Origin of the sequence: Cupriavidus neocaledonicus (assembly GCF_000372525.1) — a bacterium.
GTDB lineage: Bacteria > Pseudomonadota > Gammaproteobacteria > Burkholderiales > Burkholderiaceae > Cupriavidus > Cupriavidus neocaledonicus.
Window position 1 is genome coordinate 1 of record NZ_AQUR01000100.1, and the last position, 14940, is coordinate 14940.

At 65.4% G+C, this 14940-nt stretch carries 19 protein-coding genes and 1 tRNA gene; 10 read left to right on the forward strand and 10 right to left on the reverse strand.

The window, feature by feature from the left end:
* Together A3AG_RS31755 and A3AG_RS0118000 are read left to right on the forward strand one after the other, a co-directional pair.
* The coding region (locus tag A3AG_RS31755) for an ISL3 family transposase (RefSeq protein ID WP_035847586.1) at window positions 1-280 on the forward strand (280 nt) is incomplete at its 5' end.
* A 9-nt stretch (window positions 281-289) separates the two neighbouring features.
* Window positions 290-1525: a tyrosine-type recombinase/integrase gene (locus A3AG_RS0118000; protein ID WP_018006771.1), complete on the forward strand. Its 1236-nt coding sequence runs from the start codon at window positions 290-292 to the stop codon at window positions 1523-1525.
* A 417-nt stretch (window positions 1526-1942) separates the two neighbouring features.
* Here A3AG_RS0118000 and A3AG_RS33510 read toward each other — a convergent pair.
* The 8 genes from A3AG_RS33510 to A3AG_RS34025 all read right to left on the reverse strand — a co-directional run bounded on the left by A3AG_RS33510 (window position 1943) and on the right by A3AG_RS34025 (window position 5965).
* Window positions 1943-2694 (reverse strand): IS5 family transposase gene (locus A3AG_RS33510; protein WP_370866949.1). Its coding sequence is split into 2 segments (ribosomal slippage): window positions 1943-2374 and window positions 2377-2694, totalling 750 coding nucleotides; the frame shifts between segments, so codons are not numbered across the junction.
* A 218-nt stretch (window positions 2695-2912) separates the two neighbouring features.
* On the reverse strand, window positions 2913-3086 hold the full coding sequence (locus tag A3AG_RS34015; protein ID WP_018006774.1) for a hypothetical protein: 174 nt from the start codon (window positions 3084-3086) through the stop codon (window positions 2913-2915).
* A 470-nt stretch (window positions 3087-3556) separates the two neighbouring features.
* Entirely contained in the window at window positions 3557-4060 is a 504-nt protein-coding gene (gene ssb, locus A3AG_RS0118020) for a single-stranded DNA-binding protein (protein WP_018006775.1), read from the reverse strand.
* Between the two features lie 54 nt (window positions 4061-4114).
* A complete protein-coding gene (locus A3AG_RS34020; RefSeq protein ID WP_018006776.1) occupies window positions 4115-4291 on the reverse strand; it encodes a hypothetical protein in 177 nt (58 codons plus the stop codon).
* Between the two features lie 58 nt (window positions 4292-4349).
* Complete coding sequence (locus tag A3AG_RS0118030; protein WP_018006777.1) at window positions 4350-4571, reverse strand: hypothetical protein; 222 nt, start codon at window positions 4569-4571, stop codon at window positions 4350-4352.
* Window positions 4564-5136 (reverse strand): hypothetical protein, encoded by a 573-nt coding sequence (locus tag A3AG_RS32230; RefSeq protein WP_018006778.1) that lies wholly within the window; start codon window positions 5134-5136, stop codon window positions 4564-4566. Before A3AG_RS32230 ends, A3AG_RS0118030 begins: the two co-directional genes overlap by 8 nt.
* Before the next feature lie 42 nt (window positions 5137-5178).
* Window positions 5179-5394: a helix-turn-helix transcriptional regulator gene (locus A3AG_RS0118040; protein ID WP_018006779.1), complete on the reverse strand. Its 216-nt coding sequence runs from the start codon at window positions 5392-5394 to the stop codon at window positions 5179-5181.
* Window positions 5395-5410: 16 nt separating this feature from the next.
* A complete protein-coding gene (locus A3AG_RS34025; protein WP_018006780.1) occupies window positions 5411-5965 on the reverse strand; it encodes a hypothetical protein in 555 nt (184 codons plus the stop codon).
* Window positions 5966-6050: 85 nt separating this feature from the next.
* On the opposite strand from A3AG_RS34025, the gene A3AG_RS31765 reads away from it, so the two are divergent.
* From A3AG_RS31765 to A3AG_RS0118080, 7 genes are all read left to right on the forward strand, one after another.
* The gene (locus A3AG_RS31765) at window positions 6051-7619 is read left to right on the forward strand and encodes a phage tail tape measure protein (protein WP_157625337.1); all 1569 of its coding nucleotides are present in this window, start codon (window positions 6051-6053) and stop codon (window positions 7617-7619) included.
* Window positions 7616-8020 carry a phage tail protein gene (locus A3AG_RS0118055; protein ID WP_018006782.1) on the forward strand — a complete coding sequence of 135 codons (405 nt, stop codon included), beginning with the start codon at window positions 7616-7618 and terminating at the stop codon, window positions 8018-8020. Before A3AG_RS31765 ends, A3AG_RS0118055 begins: the two co-directional genes overlap by 4 nt.
* Window positions 8020-8232 (forward strand): tail protein X, encoded by a 213-nt coding sequence (locus A3AG_RS0118060; protein WP_018006783.1) that lies wholly within the window; start codon window positions 8020-8022, stop codon window positions 8230-8232. Before A3AG_RS0118055 ends, A3AG_RS0118060 begins: the two co-directional genes overlap by 1 nt.
* An 8-nt stretch (window positions 8233-8240) precedes the next feature.
* On the forward strand, window positions 8241-9269 hold the full coding sequence (locus A3AG_RS31770; RefSeq protein ID WP_018006784.1) for a contractile injection system protein, VgrG/Pvc8 family: 1029 nt from the start codon (window positions 8241-8243) through the stop codon (window positions 9267-9269).
* A gap of 127 nt (window positions 9270-9396) precedes the next feature.
* Window positions 9397-10194 carry an exodeoxyribonuclease III gene (gene xth / locus A3AG_RS0118070; protein ID WP_018006785.1) on the forward strand — a complete coding sequence of 266 codons (798 nt, stop codon included), beginning with the start codon at window positions 9397-9399 and terminating at the stop codon, window positions 10192-10194.
* A 109-nt stretch (window positions 10195-10303) separates the two neighbouring features.
* Window positions 10304-10822, forward strand: coding sequence for a homoprotocatechuate degradation operon regulator HpaR (hpaR, locus tag A3AG_RS0118075; RefSeq protein WP_035849208.1), 519 nt, complete (start codon window positions 10304-10306; stop codon window positions 10820-10822).
* An 18-nt stretch (window positions 10823-10840) separates the two neighbouring features.
* Entirely contained in the window at window positions 10841-12634 is a 1794-nt protein-coding gene (locus tag A3AG_RS0118080) for a SulP family inorganic anion transporter (RefSeq protein ID WP_018006787.1), read from the forward strand.
* Window positions 12635-12824: 190 nt separating this feature from the next.
* Here the strand turns inward: A3AG_RS0118080 and A3AG_RS0118085 are convergent, their stop codons facing one another.
* On the reverse strand, window positions 12825-13088 hold the full coding sequence (locus A3AG_RS0118085; protein ID WP_018006788.1) for a DUF1488 family protein: 264 nt from the start codon (window positions 13086-13088) through the stop codon (window positions 12825-12827).
* Between the two features lie 227 nt (window positions 13089-13315).
* Between A3AG_RS0118085 and A3AG_RS0118090 the strand changes: the two genes are divergently transcribed.
* Window positions 13316-13391 (forward strand) — tRNA-Lys (locus A3AG_RS0118090).
* Window positions 13392-13524: 133 nt separating this feature from the next.
* Here the strand turns inward: A3AG_RS0118090 and A3AG_RS0118095 are convergent.
* Complete coding sequence (locus tag A3AG_RS0118095) at window positions 13525-14913, reverse strand: 8-oxoguanine deaminase (RefSeq protein ID WP_018006789.1); 1389 nt, start codon at window positions 14911-14913, stop codon at window positions 13525-13527.
* Window positions 14914-14940 lie beyond the last annotated feature (27 nt).

Consider the following 14940-nt stretch of genomic DNA (forward strand, 5'->3'; position numbering starts at 1 on the left):
GCTATGGTTCTACCGCCGCCCGGCGTGGGCGCAAAAAGCTTGGGAGCAATGGTGCGAGCAGGCTCGGCAGAGCCGAATACCTGCCCTGGAGTTGTTTGCGAAGCGCCTGCAAGGCTACTGGCATGGCATCTTGGCCCGCTGCCGCCACCCATTGAACACCAGCGTGGTCGAAGGCATCAACAACACCATCAAGGTCATCAAGCGCCGCGCGTACGGCTATCGCGACGAGGAATACTTCTTCCTCAAAATCCGCGCAGCCTTCCCCGGAATTCCTCGATGAACCTTTTTTATGGCCGACAACATAGCCCGCAGCCTGACCGATGCGCTGGTCAGGAACGCCAAGCCAGCCGACAAGCCGTACAAGATGACAGACGGCGGCGGCCTGTACCTTCTGGTGCAATCGAACGGCGCAAAGCTGTGGCGCTACAAGTTCCGCCTGCATGGGCGCGAGGGGCTGCACTCCATCGGCGCGTATCCAGACGTATCGCTGTCAGCGGCGCGGAACGAGCATCGAACCGCCCGCGCCATGGTGGCGGCCGGTGACAATCCGGTACACACGCGCCAAGCGGAACGCGCCAAGGCCGTCCAGGACAGGCTGCGCGAGTCGGCGGGCGCCTTCGAAACCGTCCTGCAAGGATGGCGGAGCGCCACCGAAGCCAAGCTGGCCCCGGTGACCATCAAGCAGCGGAAAAACGAGATCACCAAGTACCTGGTGCCGGAGTTCCGCCAGAAGACAATCGACGCCATCCGCCGGCAGGAAATCGCCGCGTTCCTGAAGCGCATAGACGCCAAGACGCCAGAGGTTGCCAAGAATCTGCGCACCTATCTGAGCGGCATCTTCGAATACGCCATTGACGTTGGCTTGGTCGAAGGCAACCCGGTGCCGCCGTCGCGCGTCCTGACCCGCCGCGCTCAGACACCCCACGTCGCCATGGCGGAAGGCAAGATTGGCGGGTTCCTGGATGCCCTTGGCCGCTGCACGGCCAACCCCGAGACCATCGCAGCAGTGCGCCTGGTTGTCCTGACGGCATGCCGGAAGGCGGAAATCACCAGCGGCCGCTGGTCGGAGATTGACCTTGATGCCGCCGAATGGGTGATCCCCGCGGAGCGCATGAAGGCGCGTCGCCAGCACTGGGTGCCGCTATCCACCCAAGCCGTCGCCATCCTTCGCCGGCTCCGCGAGATTTCGAACGGCAATGACCTGATTTTCCCCAACCGCCTGGACTCCACGCGCCCGATGGCCGAGCGCAGCACCAACGCCCTTCTGGAGCGCATTGGCTACCGCGGCGAAACCATGCACGGCTGGCGGGCTGTGTTCAGCACGCATTTCAACGAACTGGGTGCCAACGCGGACGTGATCGAACGATGCCTGGCGCACGCCCCAGCGGACAAGGTGCGCGCCGCCTACAACCGCCATGAGTACAAGCCAGAGCGCCGCACCATGCTGCAAGACTGGGCTAACTGGATTGACGAAATTGTCGATAAATACCAAAAACAACACACAATGGACATTTCTGGCATATAATCGAATCTCGCTGTGCGGTGGTGGGGACTGCCGCATAGCGGACTGCTGGAAAACTGACAGGTCGGAATAGACGGCCCGGTGCCAGACACCGAAAGCGCATTTCAGAAAGTGTGTTTTCGGTGTCTGGATGGTAACCCTTCAAGACGGACACCTTAAATGTCTACCAAGGGCGCAGTGGTTCTCTCGAAACCAGAACCCGATTGGCCGGCGTAACCGGCCCGCGTGAAGCTTGGGAAACCAGGCGCCACACGCCTGGCGATTGATGCTATGCAAGGCAAAGCGGTTAGCCATCACCGTATGCCCGTCTGAGTCAGTCGCCAGGCGCGTGGCCAAGCTGAAGGTGAAAAACCACTAGCGTATGCCCGCTATCCGACGCGCAATCGGACCCGGTGACTACGTGTTAGGGCCTGTTGACAATCAGCAGATCCAGATGAATGCGGCGGCGAGCGCAACGAATGATGAGAAGCGTTCGGAGAGCTTGTCATAGCGCGTGGCAACGCGGCGGAATTGCTTGATGCGGCAGAAGAAGCGTTCGACCAAATTTCGTGAGGCGTACAGATGCTCGTCGAGGGGGCGTTGTTCAAGACGATTGGCACGACTGGGTATGACGGCTTGAATGCCCGCGGACTCCAGGTGTTGCAGGATCGCGTTCGAATCGTAGGCTTTGTCGGCCGCCAGACTGGCGGGTTTCAGTTCGTCAAGCAAAGGCAGCGCTTCGGGGCTGTCCCCCGCTTGGCCGCCGGTCAGGCGAAAGCGCGCGAGCATACCCAATCCATCGACCAGCGCATGAATCTTGGTGGTCAATCCGCCCCGCGAGCGGCCGATCGCCTGATCGCCTTTTTTTGGGGCGCGCCGGCGGCATGCTGGTGGGCACGCACAATGGTGCTGTCGATGAAGACTTCCTCGAAGTCGGCGTCGCCCGCAAGCCCAGCAAATACCGTGTGCCACACCTGCGCCCGAGACCATCTGGCAAAGCGTTTGTACACACTGTTCCAAGGTCCGAAATCGGGCGGTAGATCGCGCCATGGGCTGCCGGTACGCGCCATCCACAGCACGGCCTCGACAAACAGTCGATTGTCCGCCGCCGTTCGACCCGGGTCCGTGGCCTTGCCGGGCAGCAATGGTGCGATCCGTTCGTATTGGTCATCGCTGAGCATCAACCTTGGCATCCTGTCTTCCCGCAAAAGACAGGATGTAAACAGAATCCTTCACAAGTTAACAGCCCCCTCGTTGCTGATTGTCAACAGGCCCTAAGCCCTTGAGCAGCCACACCCCAACTCTTGTGAGATGGCCCCGCCGACCTGCATACCAGCGAGGGGCGCCGCAGCGCATACCGCGTAAGCCGGCACAAAAAACCCGCCATCTGGCGGGTTTTGCGTTTCTGGGTTCAGATACCCATATCTGTCAGCATGGCCACTTCGTTGGCCAGGCGTTCGGCGAGTGCGAGGATATTGTCTCGCGCCTGTTCGTCCAGGGTCATGTGGGCGGGCAATCCGCTGCCGGAGTTCGCCAGCTGCAGCAGCGCATGAAGCTGGCCAGCTCGCGCCGCGGCAAGCTGCATGGGCGTGCGCCGCTCATGCGTGGACGATACCGTGGTGGCGCCTTCCCGGTAGAGCGCGCTGGCGCCATAACGGCTGTTCTCTGCGACGGCTGGGGGCGGTGCGGGTGGCGGGGATACCAGTGCGACTGGTGGCGTGCGCGGTTCCGCGACGTTGGGGACTTCCGACAAAATAAACTCCTGGAGTGGGGCTAAAGTCATCACCCAACAACGCCAATTGTGGGGGTGGCGACCGAACGGGATTGGCGTACAGGACTCCAGGACCTGCGCCCCCGAAGGGGCTCCCGCCCGGCGCCACCATAGGCGAGGTCGGGCGAGCGCACGCAAGCCGCGCGAGCGGCGTACGTACGCCTGGAAGTTCGGGACGCCAATCCCGTGCTGCCTTTGTTTCGGCAACGTCACATAGCATAGCGTAAACAAAGAAACCCGGCGCCAGTACGGGCCGCCGGGTTGCGTGATTGCTACGGGTGGCCTCAGAAGGGCACGTCATCGTCCATATCTTCGAAGCCGTTTGACGGTGCACGCCCCTGTTGCGGGCGCTGCTGCTGGCCACCGCCGCCCTGTGCCGGCGGGCGCGAGCTACCGCCGCCACCGCCACCGCCACCGCCACCGTTGCCGTTGCCGTTGCCCTCGCCTGCCGGCTTGCCATCCAGCATCACCAGGTTGTCCGCGCGGATTTCCGTGGTGTACCGGTCCTGACCGGACTGGTCCTGCCACTTGCGGGTGCGCAGGCTGCCTTCGATATAGACCTTGCTACCCTTGCGCAGATACTGGCCTGCGATTTCCGCGAGCTTGCCGAAGAACGACACGCGGTGCCATTCGGTGGCCTCCTTCGTCTCGCCGGACTGCTTGTCCTTCCACCTGTCGGTGGTGGCCACGCTAAGGTTCGTTACGGCATCGCCGCTGGGCATGTACCTGGTTTCGGGATCGTTCCCCAGGTTGCCGATGATTTGCATTTTGTTCAGGGATGAGGCCATGGTGTCTGGTGTTTGCGTGATGGTGGCGGCCGGCGTCGCACCGGCCGTGTGTGGTTAGATGGTGCGCAGCTGTTCCGGCGCGTAGTAGCGGCTTTGGATTGCGCCGGCCTTGTCCTTGTATTCGACCAGGTACTGGGTGCCGCGACGGTCAGTAAAAATGCCATCCACGATGCCTTCGACTTCGTGCGGGATGATTTCGACGCGGCTATCGATGTTGTGGGTAGTGCTCATGGTGACGTTACGCCTATGAAATTGCCGCCTGCCCAATGCCGGCGGCATGATTTGAAAATCAAGCAGCGCGCTTCAGGCGCTGGTAGTCCTGTTCGCAGCCGGGGCCGCAGAACAGCCGTCCTTCGTCATTCGCCGCGAACGGTTCGCAGCAGTGTGGGTTCAGGCATTCGCCGGTGGCCACCAGGTGCGCGGCCGTCTTGGCGCGGGTACGCTGCGCGGCCAGCGCATCAGCCAAGTTGGCTGCATCGCGCTCCTGGGCGCGGTCGATATCGTCAGCCATGCGTTGCTTTCCTCGTTACGCGGTACGCCACAACATCAGCCAGGTCGTGGTCGTGCTTCCAGTCAAAGAACGAAGCTTTGCCGGTATGGCTGCCGTCGCCATCACGCAGGCGGACTTCCACCACATCGTTGTGTTGCACCGGGCATTCGCCGCCGCCCCAGCTGAACCATCCGATTTCGCTGTCGTTCGCTGCAACAGACGGCGGCTTTTCGACCTTCTGGCGGTCCATGGCGATGACGGCGCCAGCGATGTAGTTGATGGCACCCAGCAGTTCGGCCCTTGCTCGGTCGTGCGGCAGGCGCTGGCTCTCCTGCATCTTCTTGGCGGCCTGCCCCAGCGCAAAGCCCATGCCATACAGGTCAACCAGCTGCTGCATCGGCTGTTCATCGAATGGCGCGCCCTGCGCATGGCGTTCCGCACCCTTGCCGTGCGCCGCCTGGAACAGCGCTTCCTTCAGCACTGCGGCCAGGCTTTCATAGCCGACAGCGCGCAGCGCAACCATGTCCTGATGAACCCGTTCCTTGCTCAGATATGCTTCGTGTACTTCGTTCAGTTTGGCCAGCATTTTTCTTGTACCCCTGCGGTGCCGCCGACCGGCGGCATTTCCCTAATTGATGTTGTTGTCATTCGCCGCGACCATGTGCGCGGCTTCCCACTGTTCCAGCTGGGCGATGGGATAGCGCACCTTCGCGCCCAGCTTGATGAATGCCGGTCCCTTGCCCTGCACGCGCCAGTTGGCCAGCGTGCCGGGGTGAATAGCGTCACCCCAGCGCGCCACCAGTTCGTCGGCGGAAAGGAATTTCTTTTCTGCGGGCTGTCCCATCGCTGATCCCCTTCCCTTACGCAGCCTGGCCGCCGAGTACCGACGCGTTCAGGTCGGCCAGTTCGGCGCCGCCTGCCGCGGCTTCAGCGCGCTCCTGGTCGAATGCCATGGCGGATTTCTTCAGGTCGTCGGGGCAGCCCTTCGGGCCGATTGCGCGCTGCACCTTCGCGGGCAGCGCCTTCCACGCTGCCACCAGGGCCTCCATGCCCTTCTCGCAGGCCATCTGCAGGCTGTCGCGGGCGCGTTGCACGCCATCGTCCAGCTGCTTCGCACCGTCCACCCAGTCACGCAGCGCCTTGCCCTGTTCTGCGGTCAGATAGCCTTCCGCCCACTCGCCTGCCGTGCCGAACATCGGCTGCAGTTCCGCAGGGCACTTGATGATTTCGCGCTGCTTGCCGCCGTTCCACAGCATCATGCTGGCGGTCAATTCGAAGGTGAAATTTTTTTCCTGGATCGGCAGGACGCCCTGCGGTTCGTACTCGGTCTTGCCGTTCACCTTGACCAGCTTGACCTTCTCGCGCGCCCGCATGCACGCCACGATGTGCAGCGGCGACTGCAGCATGGCGTTCATGAAGGACTTGTGCTCGCGCTTGGCATCGTTCCAACGCGGGTTCTTCGGGTTGCCGGCGTGCGCGACAACCGGCGTTTATTTCGACATGGCCAAGCAGGTGCAGCTGCTGGGCCGAGAAATCCCGCTGACCACCAACGACCTGGCGGAAATGGTGGCCGCCGGCGCTCGCATGGGCGTGGCCAGGGATGAGCTTATCGGGTTCACCCGCACCGCCGCCATGATGGCGTCCGCGTTCGACCTGCCAGCCGCCGAACTGGCGGACAACATGGGCAAGGTTGCCGGCCTGTTCAAAATCCCCATCCCGGCCATCGGTGAACTGGCGGACGCCATCAACTACCTGGATGACAACGCCATTTCCAAGGGCGGCGATATCATCGAATTCCTGACGCGCACCGGCGGCGTGGCGGCGGCTGTGAAGGTCACCGGCCAGCAGATGGCGGCGCTGGGTTCCACGCTGCTGACGCTGGGCGAGCGCACGGAAACCGCCAGCACGGCCACCAATGCGCTGTTCCAGAAGCTGGCGGCGGCGGACAAGGGCACCAAGAAATTCAAGGCCGCCATGAAGGAAATCGGCCTGTCCACGGCGGCCGTGCAGAAGGGCATGCAGGTGGATGCCCAGGGCACCATCCTGAAGGTGCTGGAAGCCGTCAACAAGCTGCCGAAGGACAAGCAGCTGGGCGTGATGGTGGAACTGGTGGGCCTGGAACACAGCGACACGCTGGCGAAGCTGGCCAACAACGTTGGCGAGTACCGCCGCCAGATCGAACTGGCCACCAGCGCCGAAGCCAAGGGCAGCATGTCGCGCGAGTTCGAAGCGCAGCGCGCCAGCACCCTGGCCCAGTGGCAGCTGCTGCAGAACCGCGTCACGGAAGTGTCCGTGAACATCGGTTCCGTGCTGCTGCCGGCGGTGAACCGCGTAATGGGCGCGTTCGCCAGCGCGTCCAGTTCTGTGGCGGACTTCGTGCGCGAGAACCGCACACTGGTGGAAAACATCGGCGTGGTGGTGGGAGCGTTCGCTGGGTTCGGCGCCGTCAAGCTGGCCATCACCGGCGTGACGTGGGCGGTAACCGCGCTGAACGTTGCCGTGCGAGCAAACCCCATCGGCATCCTGATTACCTTGCTGGCAGCCGGCGCCATGCTGGTGTGGAAGAACTGGGAACCCATCAAGGCGTTTTTCGTGGACCTGTGGGGCAGCATCACGAAGGCGGCGCAGGGCACGTGGGACTGGCTGCAGGGTGTGTTTTTCAAGTTCCATCCGCTGGGCCTGGTCATCGCCAACTGGGAACCCATCCGCGCCTGGTTTCAGAACCTGTGGGCCGATATCACCGCGTCCGCGCGCCAGGCACTGGAATGGATCACCGGCAAAATCGAAGCCATCGGCCAGGGCTGGCAGAAAACGAAATCGTTTTTCGGGTTCGGTGATTCGCCGGCGCCGGCTGCGGCCGGCCCTGCACCTGCCCTGCCAGCCGTGCCGCCCATGGCCACGGCGCGCGGCGCAGGCGCCCAGGTTACGGACCAGCGCCAGTACACCTTCGATATCAAGACGCAGCCAGGCCAGGACAACAAGGCGATTGCGGATGAAGTCATGCGCCGCATCAAGAGCGAACAGGGCATCCAGCGGCGTGGGGCCATGTACGATGGGGCAAACCAATGATGCTGGGCTATGCCATCGGCCAGGTGATGATGATGCAGCTGGGTTCGTTCCAGTTCGGCATCACCACGGCCGCATACCAGGAACTGAGCCGCAGCACGGAATACCGGTGGCCGAGCCAGGAACGCTATGGCCAGCGCGAGGCGCTGCAGTTCACCGGACCCGGCGCCGACACCATGACGCTGAGGGGCGTGATTTACCCGGAGTGGCGAGGCGGTAGGGGGCAGGTGGAGCGCATGCGCGCAGCGGCAGCCGCCGGCCAGCCGCAGATGCTGGTGAGCGGACAAGGCGCCATCATGGGGCGCTGGGTGGTCGAGCGGATAGAGGAAGGGCAAACCATTTTTGCGGCTGGTGGCGTTCCGCGCCGCCAGGAATTCACCATGAACCTGCGGCGCTTCGACTGATGGCCACCGAATACCTGACACGCGACGGCGATACGCCGGACCAGATCGCATGGAACTACTACGGCACCCGCGACGGCCTGGTGGTGGAACGCCTGCTGGACGCCAACCCCGGCCTGGCTGATCGCGGCCCGCTGCTGCCGGCCGGTGTGACCATCACGCTGCCGGACCTGCCGACGCCTGCCACCGAACAGGGGGTGCGGCTGTGGGACTGATAGACCCCGTGCGCCCTGACTTCCGCCTGGTGGCCAACAGCACCGACATTACCGCCACCATCCTGGACCGCCTCGTGTCCCTGCGGTTCACCGACGAAGCCGGCATGGCCAGCGACATGCTGGAAATCGTGCTGGCCGATCATGACCCGCTGGCGCCCATCCAGGTGCCGTCCGCCGGCGCGGAACTGGAATTGTTCCTGGGGTATGACGGCGCCACCCAGCGCATGGGACTGTTCGTGTTCGATGAACTGGAACTGGCCGGCGACCCTGGGGAAATGGTCATCCGCGCGCGAGCGGCGCCGTATGACGCCAGCAAGGGCGGCAAGGTGAACCTGCAGAGTCAGAAAACCCGCAGCTGGCCGAAGGGCACCAAGCTGTCCGCCATGGTGGCCAAGATCGCCAAGGAACACGGCCTGGAACCCGCCGTGGCCGCGTCCCTGCAGGCCATCCCCCTGCCCCACATCGACCAAGCGGACGAATCGGACCTGAACCTTCTGGTGCGCATTGCCAAGAAATATGACGCGGTGGTGAAGCCGGCGGGCGGAAAGCTGGTGCTGGCCAAGCGCGGCGAAGCCAAGACCGTGGGCGGCGCCGACCTGCCCACCATCACCCTGCTGCCGACCGACCGCACCAGCTGGCGCATGGTCCAGTCCAAGCGGGAAACGGCAGGCATGGTGGTGGCCTACTGGCACGCCGTCAAGCAGGCCAAGCGGCACGAAGTGAAGGTGGGGAAAGGCGAGCCGGTGCGCCGACTGCGCCAGTATTACCCCACGCAGGAAATGGCCTTGGCGGCGGCCCGCGCCGAACTGTCCCGGCGCGAGCGCGGCAAGGTCACCCTGTCCGTGACCTTACCAGGCCGCACCGACCTGGCGGCCGAAGCCAAGCTGATCCTGTCCGGCTGGCGACCTGGCATCCCCACGGACTGGATTATCAGCCGGGTGGAGCACAGCCTGGACGCCGGGGGGTATCGGTGCACCCTTGAGGCCGAGCAGCCGGACAGCGGGGCTACCCCTGCCGTTGAGGATGTGGCAGAGTGACGCCCGATGATATGGCGTGACAGCACGTTACGCCTACGGGGTATCAATCTCGCTTGGTGGTATGTTTAGGGGTATCGGAAACAGCGCCAAGCGCGAAACCCTTACAGGATAAGGCATGCAAGGAAATATGAGGATCGCCAGCTGGAACGTCAATTCGCTGAAAGTACGCCTGCCGCAGGTGCTGCAGTGGCTGGCCGAGCAGGACCAGGCCGGCGCGCCGGTCGACGCGCTGTGCCTGCAGGAACTGAAGCTGCCCGACGACAAGTACCCGCTTGCCGAACTGGAGAACGCCGGCTTCCACAGCATCTACACCGGCCAGAAGACGTACAACGGCGTCGCCATCCTGGCGCGCGACGCGAGCATGCCCGGCCCGGTCGACGTGGTGCGCAACATCCCGGGCTTCGAGGACGCGCAGCAGCGCGTGATCGCGGCGACCTATGGCGACCTGCGCCTGGTCTGCGCCTACTTCCCCAACGGACAGGCGCCCGACTCGGACAAGTTCGCCTACAAGCTGCAATGGCTCGAAGCGATGACCGCGTGGCTGCGCGAGGAAATGGCGCGCCACCCGCGCCTGGCGCTGCTGGGCGACTTCAATATCGCGCCGGAAGACCGCGACGTGCACGACCCGGCCAAGTGGGAAGGCCAGAACCTGGTCTCGCCGCCTGAGCGCGCCGCCTTTGCCGCGCTGCTCGAACTGGGCCTGGCCGATGCGTTCCGCAAGTTCGAGCAGCCGGAGAAGGCGTTCTCGTGGTGGGACTACCGCATGCTGGCATTCCGGCGCAATGCCGGTCTGCGCATCGACCATATCCTGCTGTCGCCGGCGCTGACCGCGCAGTGCACCGCCTGCGTGATCGACCGGGTGCCGCGCACATGGGAGCAGCCGTCCGATCACACGCCGGTGGTGGCGACGCTGCATTGCGGCTGAGCCGCGCCGCCGTGCGCGCGCGGCGGCCGCGCTGGCGCAAGGCGCCGGTTCAGGCAAGCCCGGGCAAGCCCCGCTCTGCGTGCGCGGCGGTGCCCGCTACACTGCGGGCATGAGCGCTCCCGCCCAGGCCATGTTTCGCCATCGCAATCTCCCCCACCTGCTGTTGCAAGCGCGCGAAGCGTTGCTGGCCGGCTTCCGGCCGATCCTGCGACAGTTCGGCGTGACCGAGCAGCAATGGCGCGTGCTGCGCACGCTCAACGAGCGCGGCCCGATGGAGCCCAACCAGCTCGCCGAGGCCTGCCTGATCCTGAGCCCGAGCCTGACCCGCATGCTGGCAGGCATGGAAGACGCCGGGCTGGTGGAACGCACGCGCTCGGCCACTGACCAGCGCCGCCAGCTGGTCAGCCTGACCCATGCCGCACACGACGTCATCGCGCAGATGGAACCGCTGATCGAGGCCCGCTACCAGCAGCTCGCGCAGCAGCTGGGGGCGGAGCGCCTGGCCGAGGTCTATCGCGCGCTCGACGCCATGCTGGCCAGCCTGGGCCCGCGGCCGGCCGCACCTCAACCCACTGAGCCTGCCCCCGCCGCCCTGCCGCCGTCCGGACGCGGCGGCGAAGCCGGCTAGCGCGCCGCCTTATTGCCGATGCCCTCGCCCACCACCACATCCCTGCTGCCGCGCCTGTTCCCATGGAGCCAGCGCGTCGACCCGACCACGCTGCGCGCCGACCTGGTGGCAGGGCTGCTCGGCGCCGTGCTGGTGTTGCCACAGGGGGTGGCGTTCGCCACGCTCGCCGGCCTGCCGCCGCAGTACGGCATCTACAGTGCGGTGGTGCCGTGCATCGTCGCGGCGCTGTTCGGTTCCAGCTGGCACGTCATGTCGGGGCCGACCAACGCCAACTCGCTGGCGCTGTTCGCGATGCTGAGCCCGCTCGCGTTCGCGGGCAGCCCGGCCTATATCGGCCTGGCGCTGGCGGTGACCATCGTGGTCGGCGTGATGCAGCTGGCGGTGGGCACGCTGCGGCTGGGGTCTCTGGCCAACTTTATTTCGCCGTCGGTGCTGCTCGGCTTTACCTGCGGCGCGGCGACGCTGATCGGCCTGTACGCGCTGAAGGACCTGTTCGGCCTGTCGGTGCCGACCGGCACCAGCGCCTTCGGCGTGCTGCGCCACCTGTTCGAGCATGCCGATGCCATCAACTGGGACGCGCCCATGGTCGGCGCGGTCACGCTGGCGGTGACGCTGCTGTGCAAGCGGCTGTGGCGGCGCCTGCCGTTCATGTTGCTGGGCCTGCTGGCCGGCTATGGCGTGGCGCTGCTGCTGAACCAGGCCGGCGGCCACCACGTCAACGTGGTCGGGCCGATTCCGTCGGCGCTGCCGCACTTCCAGGTACCGGACGTCGACTGGCGCAAGCTGCCCGACTTGCTGGGCATCGCCGCGGCGCTGACCATCGTCGCGCTGGGGCAGTCGATCTCGATTGCCAAGGCGGTGGCGTTGCGCTCGGGCCAGCATATCGATGCCAACCGCGAGTTCATCGGCCAGGGCCTGTCGAATATCGCGGGAGGCTTCTTCTCCGGCTATATCTCCTGCGGCTCGCTCAACCGCTCGGTGCCCAACTTCGAGGCCGGCGCGCGCACGCCGCTGGCGAGCGTGTTCTCGGCGTTGTGGCTGGTGGCGCTGGTGGCGGTCAGCGCGCCGCTGCTGGCGCAGATCCCGATGGCGGCGATCGCCGCGATGCTGCTGCTGGTGGCATGGGGCCTGCTCGACATCGCGCGGCTGCGCCGCATCTTCACGCTCAGCCGCACCGAGTTCGCGATCGCCATCGGCACCTTCGCCGCCACCCTGGTGATCCGGCTGGAAATGGCGGTGCTGCTCGGCACCGTGCTGTCGCTGGTGGCCTACCTCTACCGCACCTCGCGGCCGGCCGTGCGCAGCCTGGTGCCGGATGCCGACGACCCCGGCCGGCGTTTCACGCCGCTGGACGAGCTGCGCCGGCCGCAGCCGGAATGCCCGCAGCTCAAGCTGCTGCGCATGGAGGGTGCGATCTACTTCGGCGCGGTGCAATACGTGACCGACCGCCTGCACTGGCTGCGCACCGTCAATGCCAGCCAGACCCACCTGCTGGCGATGACCAAGAGCATGAATTTCATCGACCTCGCCGGCGCGGAAATGTGGGAACACGAGCTGAGCGAGCGCCGCGCGCTTGGCGGCGACCTGTACTTCCACCGTCCGCGCACGCAGGTGCTGCAGACCTGGGCGCAGACCGGCTTTGCCGACAAGCTCGGCGCCGACCATGTGTTCCCCACCAAGCGGCAGGCGCTGCACACCATCATCGGCCAGCTGTCGCCGGAAATCTGCGCCCGCTGCACGGTACGCATCTTCGAGGAGTGCGCGTCGCGGCCGGGCGCCACGGCGGCGCCGGCAGCGTCCGCGCAGCCATGAACGGAGCGCCCGCACGGGCGCGCTTGGCCACGGTCACGGCGGCAAAAAAAGAAGAAAAACGGAAGAAACTGGGGATTGCCTGCCCCGGCGGCGCCGGCTGGCAAGCAAGGCCGGACGGCCTATGCTCTGAACCCTGATGCCAGATGGGCGCCCGCGGCTTGCCTGGGGCGGGCCGGGGCATCCATCCGCATCAGATCGGCGCCACGTGGGCGCGCTTGACGACGATAGGCTGCGGTGCGCCCTGCTCGATCAGCACCACGGCGGCGCGTTCGATGGTTTCGCGGCCGGCGCGGAATGCTTCTTCCAGTGACAGCACCTGGTCGGCGCTGAAACCTTCCCACAGTGCTTCGCGTGTCACCACGCAAGTCACCTTCTCGCCATTGACAAGTGCCTGGAACAACAAGCCTTCGTTATTGATGTCGTAGCGCTCTTGCTCTTGGAATTTGATATCCATCGGTGCAGCCCTCCATATGCAAGTGGAGAAACATCCTAACATGGCTCCGGCAAAATCGTATGGGTAGAACCCTATGCGAACGGGTTCATTCGGAAGACCACCGCGACTGCCATTCGGTTCCGTCGGCCAACCCCTCCGCACGCGGGGCGCGTTTGCGCGGGTTGCCATGGCAATTGCGTCAGGCAATTGACAGCGCCGGAAATCATGCTAAAATCTCGTTCTTCGTTGGGGCGTTAGCTCAGTTGGTAGAGCAGCGGACTCTTAATCCGTAGGTCGAGTGTTCGAGTCACTCACGCCCCACCAGCGAATACAAGAAAGCAAGAAAGGCCGGAAGCAGCAATGCTTCCGGCCTTTTGCTTTGGACCGGCTTTTGACGGCTCGGACCGCATGCATCTGCGGCGGCACGGGCCATCACCCCTGCCGCCGCAGCACTTCGTCACGCGCCGACGCTGGCCCGTTCGAACAGCGTGCGCGCCAGCGCGCGATGGCGCAGCAGCACCGCGGGCAGGTCGGCTGTCAGCAGCTCGCCGTCGCGCACCACTTCCCTGCCATTGATCACGCTGGCCGCGACACTGGCCGGCGTGCAGAACACCAGCGCCGCCACCGGGTCGTGGCCGGCGCCGGCAAACCCGACCGACGACACGTCGAAAGCGACGAAATCGGCCGACATGCCCGGCGCGAGCGCGCCGATATCGTCGCGGTTGAGCACGCGCGCGCCGCCCAGCGTGGCAATTTCCAGCGCCTCGCGCGCGCTCATCGCGGCCGGACCGTAGCCGACCCGCTGCAGCAGCATCGCCTGGCGCGCCTCGCCGAGCATATGCGCGCCGTCGTTCGACGCACTGCCGTCCACGCCCAGGCCCACCGGCACCCCCGCATCGCGCATGGCGCGCACCGGCGCAATGCCCGATGCCAGCCGCATGTTCGAGCACGGGCAATGCGCCACGCCGGTGCCGGTGCGGGCGAACAGTGCGATGCCCTCGTGGTCGAGCTTGACGCAGTGCGCGTGCCACACATCGTGACCGACCCAGCCGAGGTCTTCGGCATACTGCGCCGGCGTCAGGCCGAACTTCTCGCGCGAATAGGCGATGTCGTTGTCGTTCTCGGCCAGATGCGTATGCAGCGACACGCCGTAGTGCCGCGCCATCGCCGCCGATTCGCGCATCAGGTCGCGCGATACCGAGAACGGCGAGCACGGCGCCAGCACCACGCGCAGCATCGCGTGGCGTGCGCTGTCATGGTACTGCTCCACCAGCCGCTGGCTGTCGCGCAGGATCGCGGCTTCCTCTTCCACCACCACGTCCGGCGGCAGCCCGCCCTTGCCGCGGCCCACGCTCATCGAGCCGCGCGCGGCATGGAAGCGCATGCCCATCTCCTGCGCCGCGGCGATCGAATCATCCAGGCGCGAACCGTTGGGAAACAGGTAGAGGTGGTCGCTGGTGGTGGTGCAGCCCGACAGCATCAGCTCGGCCATCGCGGTCTTGGTCGACACCGCGATCATTTCCGGCGTCAGATGCGACCACAGCATGTACAGGTTGGTGAGCCACGAGAACAGCTCGGCATCCTGCGCCGCCGGCACCGCGCGCGTCAGGCTCTGGTACATGTGGTGGTGCGTGTTGACCAGCCCGGGCGTGACCACGCGGCCGCGCATGTCGAGCACCTGCGCGCTGCCGTCGTCGACCATGCGCCGGTATTGCGACGGCAGCTCCGCGGTGGGACCGACCCACTGCACGGCGGGGCCCTCGGCCACCAGCGCGCCGTCGCGGATCTCGCGGCGCTGCGCGTCCATGGTCACCAGCACGTCGGCATTGAGGGCAATCAGGGTCATGGCGGAATTCCTTTTTCGATGCGAATG

What these genes read in the sequence shown, in the direction of transcription:
- A3AG_RS0118080 (WP_018006787.1), top strand. Translation starts at nt 10,841, where the DNA reads ATGCCCTCGCCCACCACCACATCCCTGCTGCCGCGCCTGTTCCCATGG.
- ssb (WP_018006775.1), bottom strand. Translation starts at nt 4,060, where the DNA reads ATGGCCTCATCCCTGAACAAAATGCAAATCATCGGCAACCTGGGGAAC.
- A3AG_RS0118055 (WP_018006782.1), top strand. Translation starts at nt 7,616, where the DNA reads ATGATGCTGGGCTATGCCATCGGCCAGGTGATGATGATGCAGCTGGGT.
- A3AG_RS0118060 (WP_018006783.1), top strand. Translation starts at nt 8,020, where the DNA reads ATGGCCACCGAATACCTGACACGCGACGGCGATACGCCGGACCAGATC.
- A3AG_RS34015 (WP_018006774.1), bottom strand. Translation starts at nt 3,086, where the DNA reads ATGCAGCTTGCCGCGGCGCGAGCTGGCCAGCTTCATGCGCTGCTGCAG.
- A3AG_RS0118040 (WP_018006779.1), bottom strand. Translation starts at nt 5,394, where the DNA reads ATGGGACAGCCCGCAGAAAAGAAATTCCTTTCCGCCGACGAACTGGTG.
- A3AG_RS31765 (WP_157625337.1), top strand. Translation starts at nt 6,051, where the DNA reads ATGGCCAAGCAGGTGCAGCTGCTGGGCCGAGAAATCCCGCTGACCACC.
- A3AG_RS34025 (WP_018006780.1), bottom strand. Translation starts at nt 5,965, where the DNA reads ATGAACGCCATGCTGCAGTCGCCGCTGCACATCGTGGCGTGCATGCGG.
- A3AG_RS0118095 (WP_018006789.1), bottom strand. Translation starts at nt 14,913, where the DNA reads ATGACCCTGATTGCCCTCAATGCCGACGTGCTGGTGACCATGGACGCG.
- A3AG_RS0118030 (WP_018006777.1), bottom strand. Translation starts at nt 4,571, where the DNA reads ATGGCTGACGATATCGACCGCGCCCAGGAGCGCGATGCAGCCAACTTG.
- xth (WP_018006785.1), top strand. Translation starts at nt 9,397, where the DNA reads ATGAGGATCGCCAGCTGGAACGTCAATTCGCTGAAAGTACGCCTGCCG.
- A3AG_RS0118085 (WP_018006788.1), bottom strand. Translation starts at nt 13,088, where the DNA reads ATGGATATCAAATTCCAAGAGCAAGAGCGCTACGACATCAATAACGAA.
- A3AG_RS0118000 (WP_018006771.1), top strand. Translation starts at nt 290, where the DNA reads ATGGCCGACAACATAGCCCGCAGCCTGACCGATGCGCTGGTCAGGAAC.
- hpaR (WP_035849208.1), top strand. Translation starts at nt 10,304, where the DNA reads ATGAGCGCTCCCGCCCAGGCCATGTTTCGCCATCGCAATCTCCCCCAC.
- A3AG_RS32230 (WP_018006778.1), bottom strand. Translation starts at nt 5,136, where the DNA reads ATGCTGGCCAAACTGAACGAAGTACACGAAGCATATCTGAGCAAGGAA.
- A3AG_RS34020 (WP_018006776.1), bottom strand. Translation starts at nt 4,291, where the DNA reads ATGAGCACTACCCACAACATCGATAGCCGCGTCGAAATCATCCCGCAC.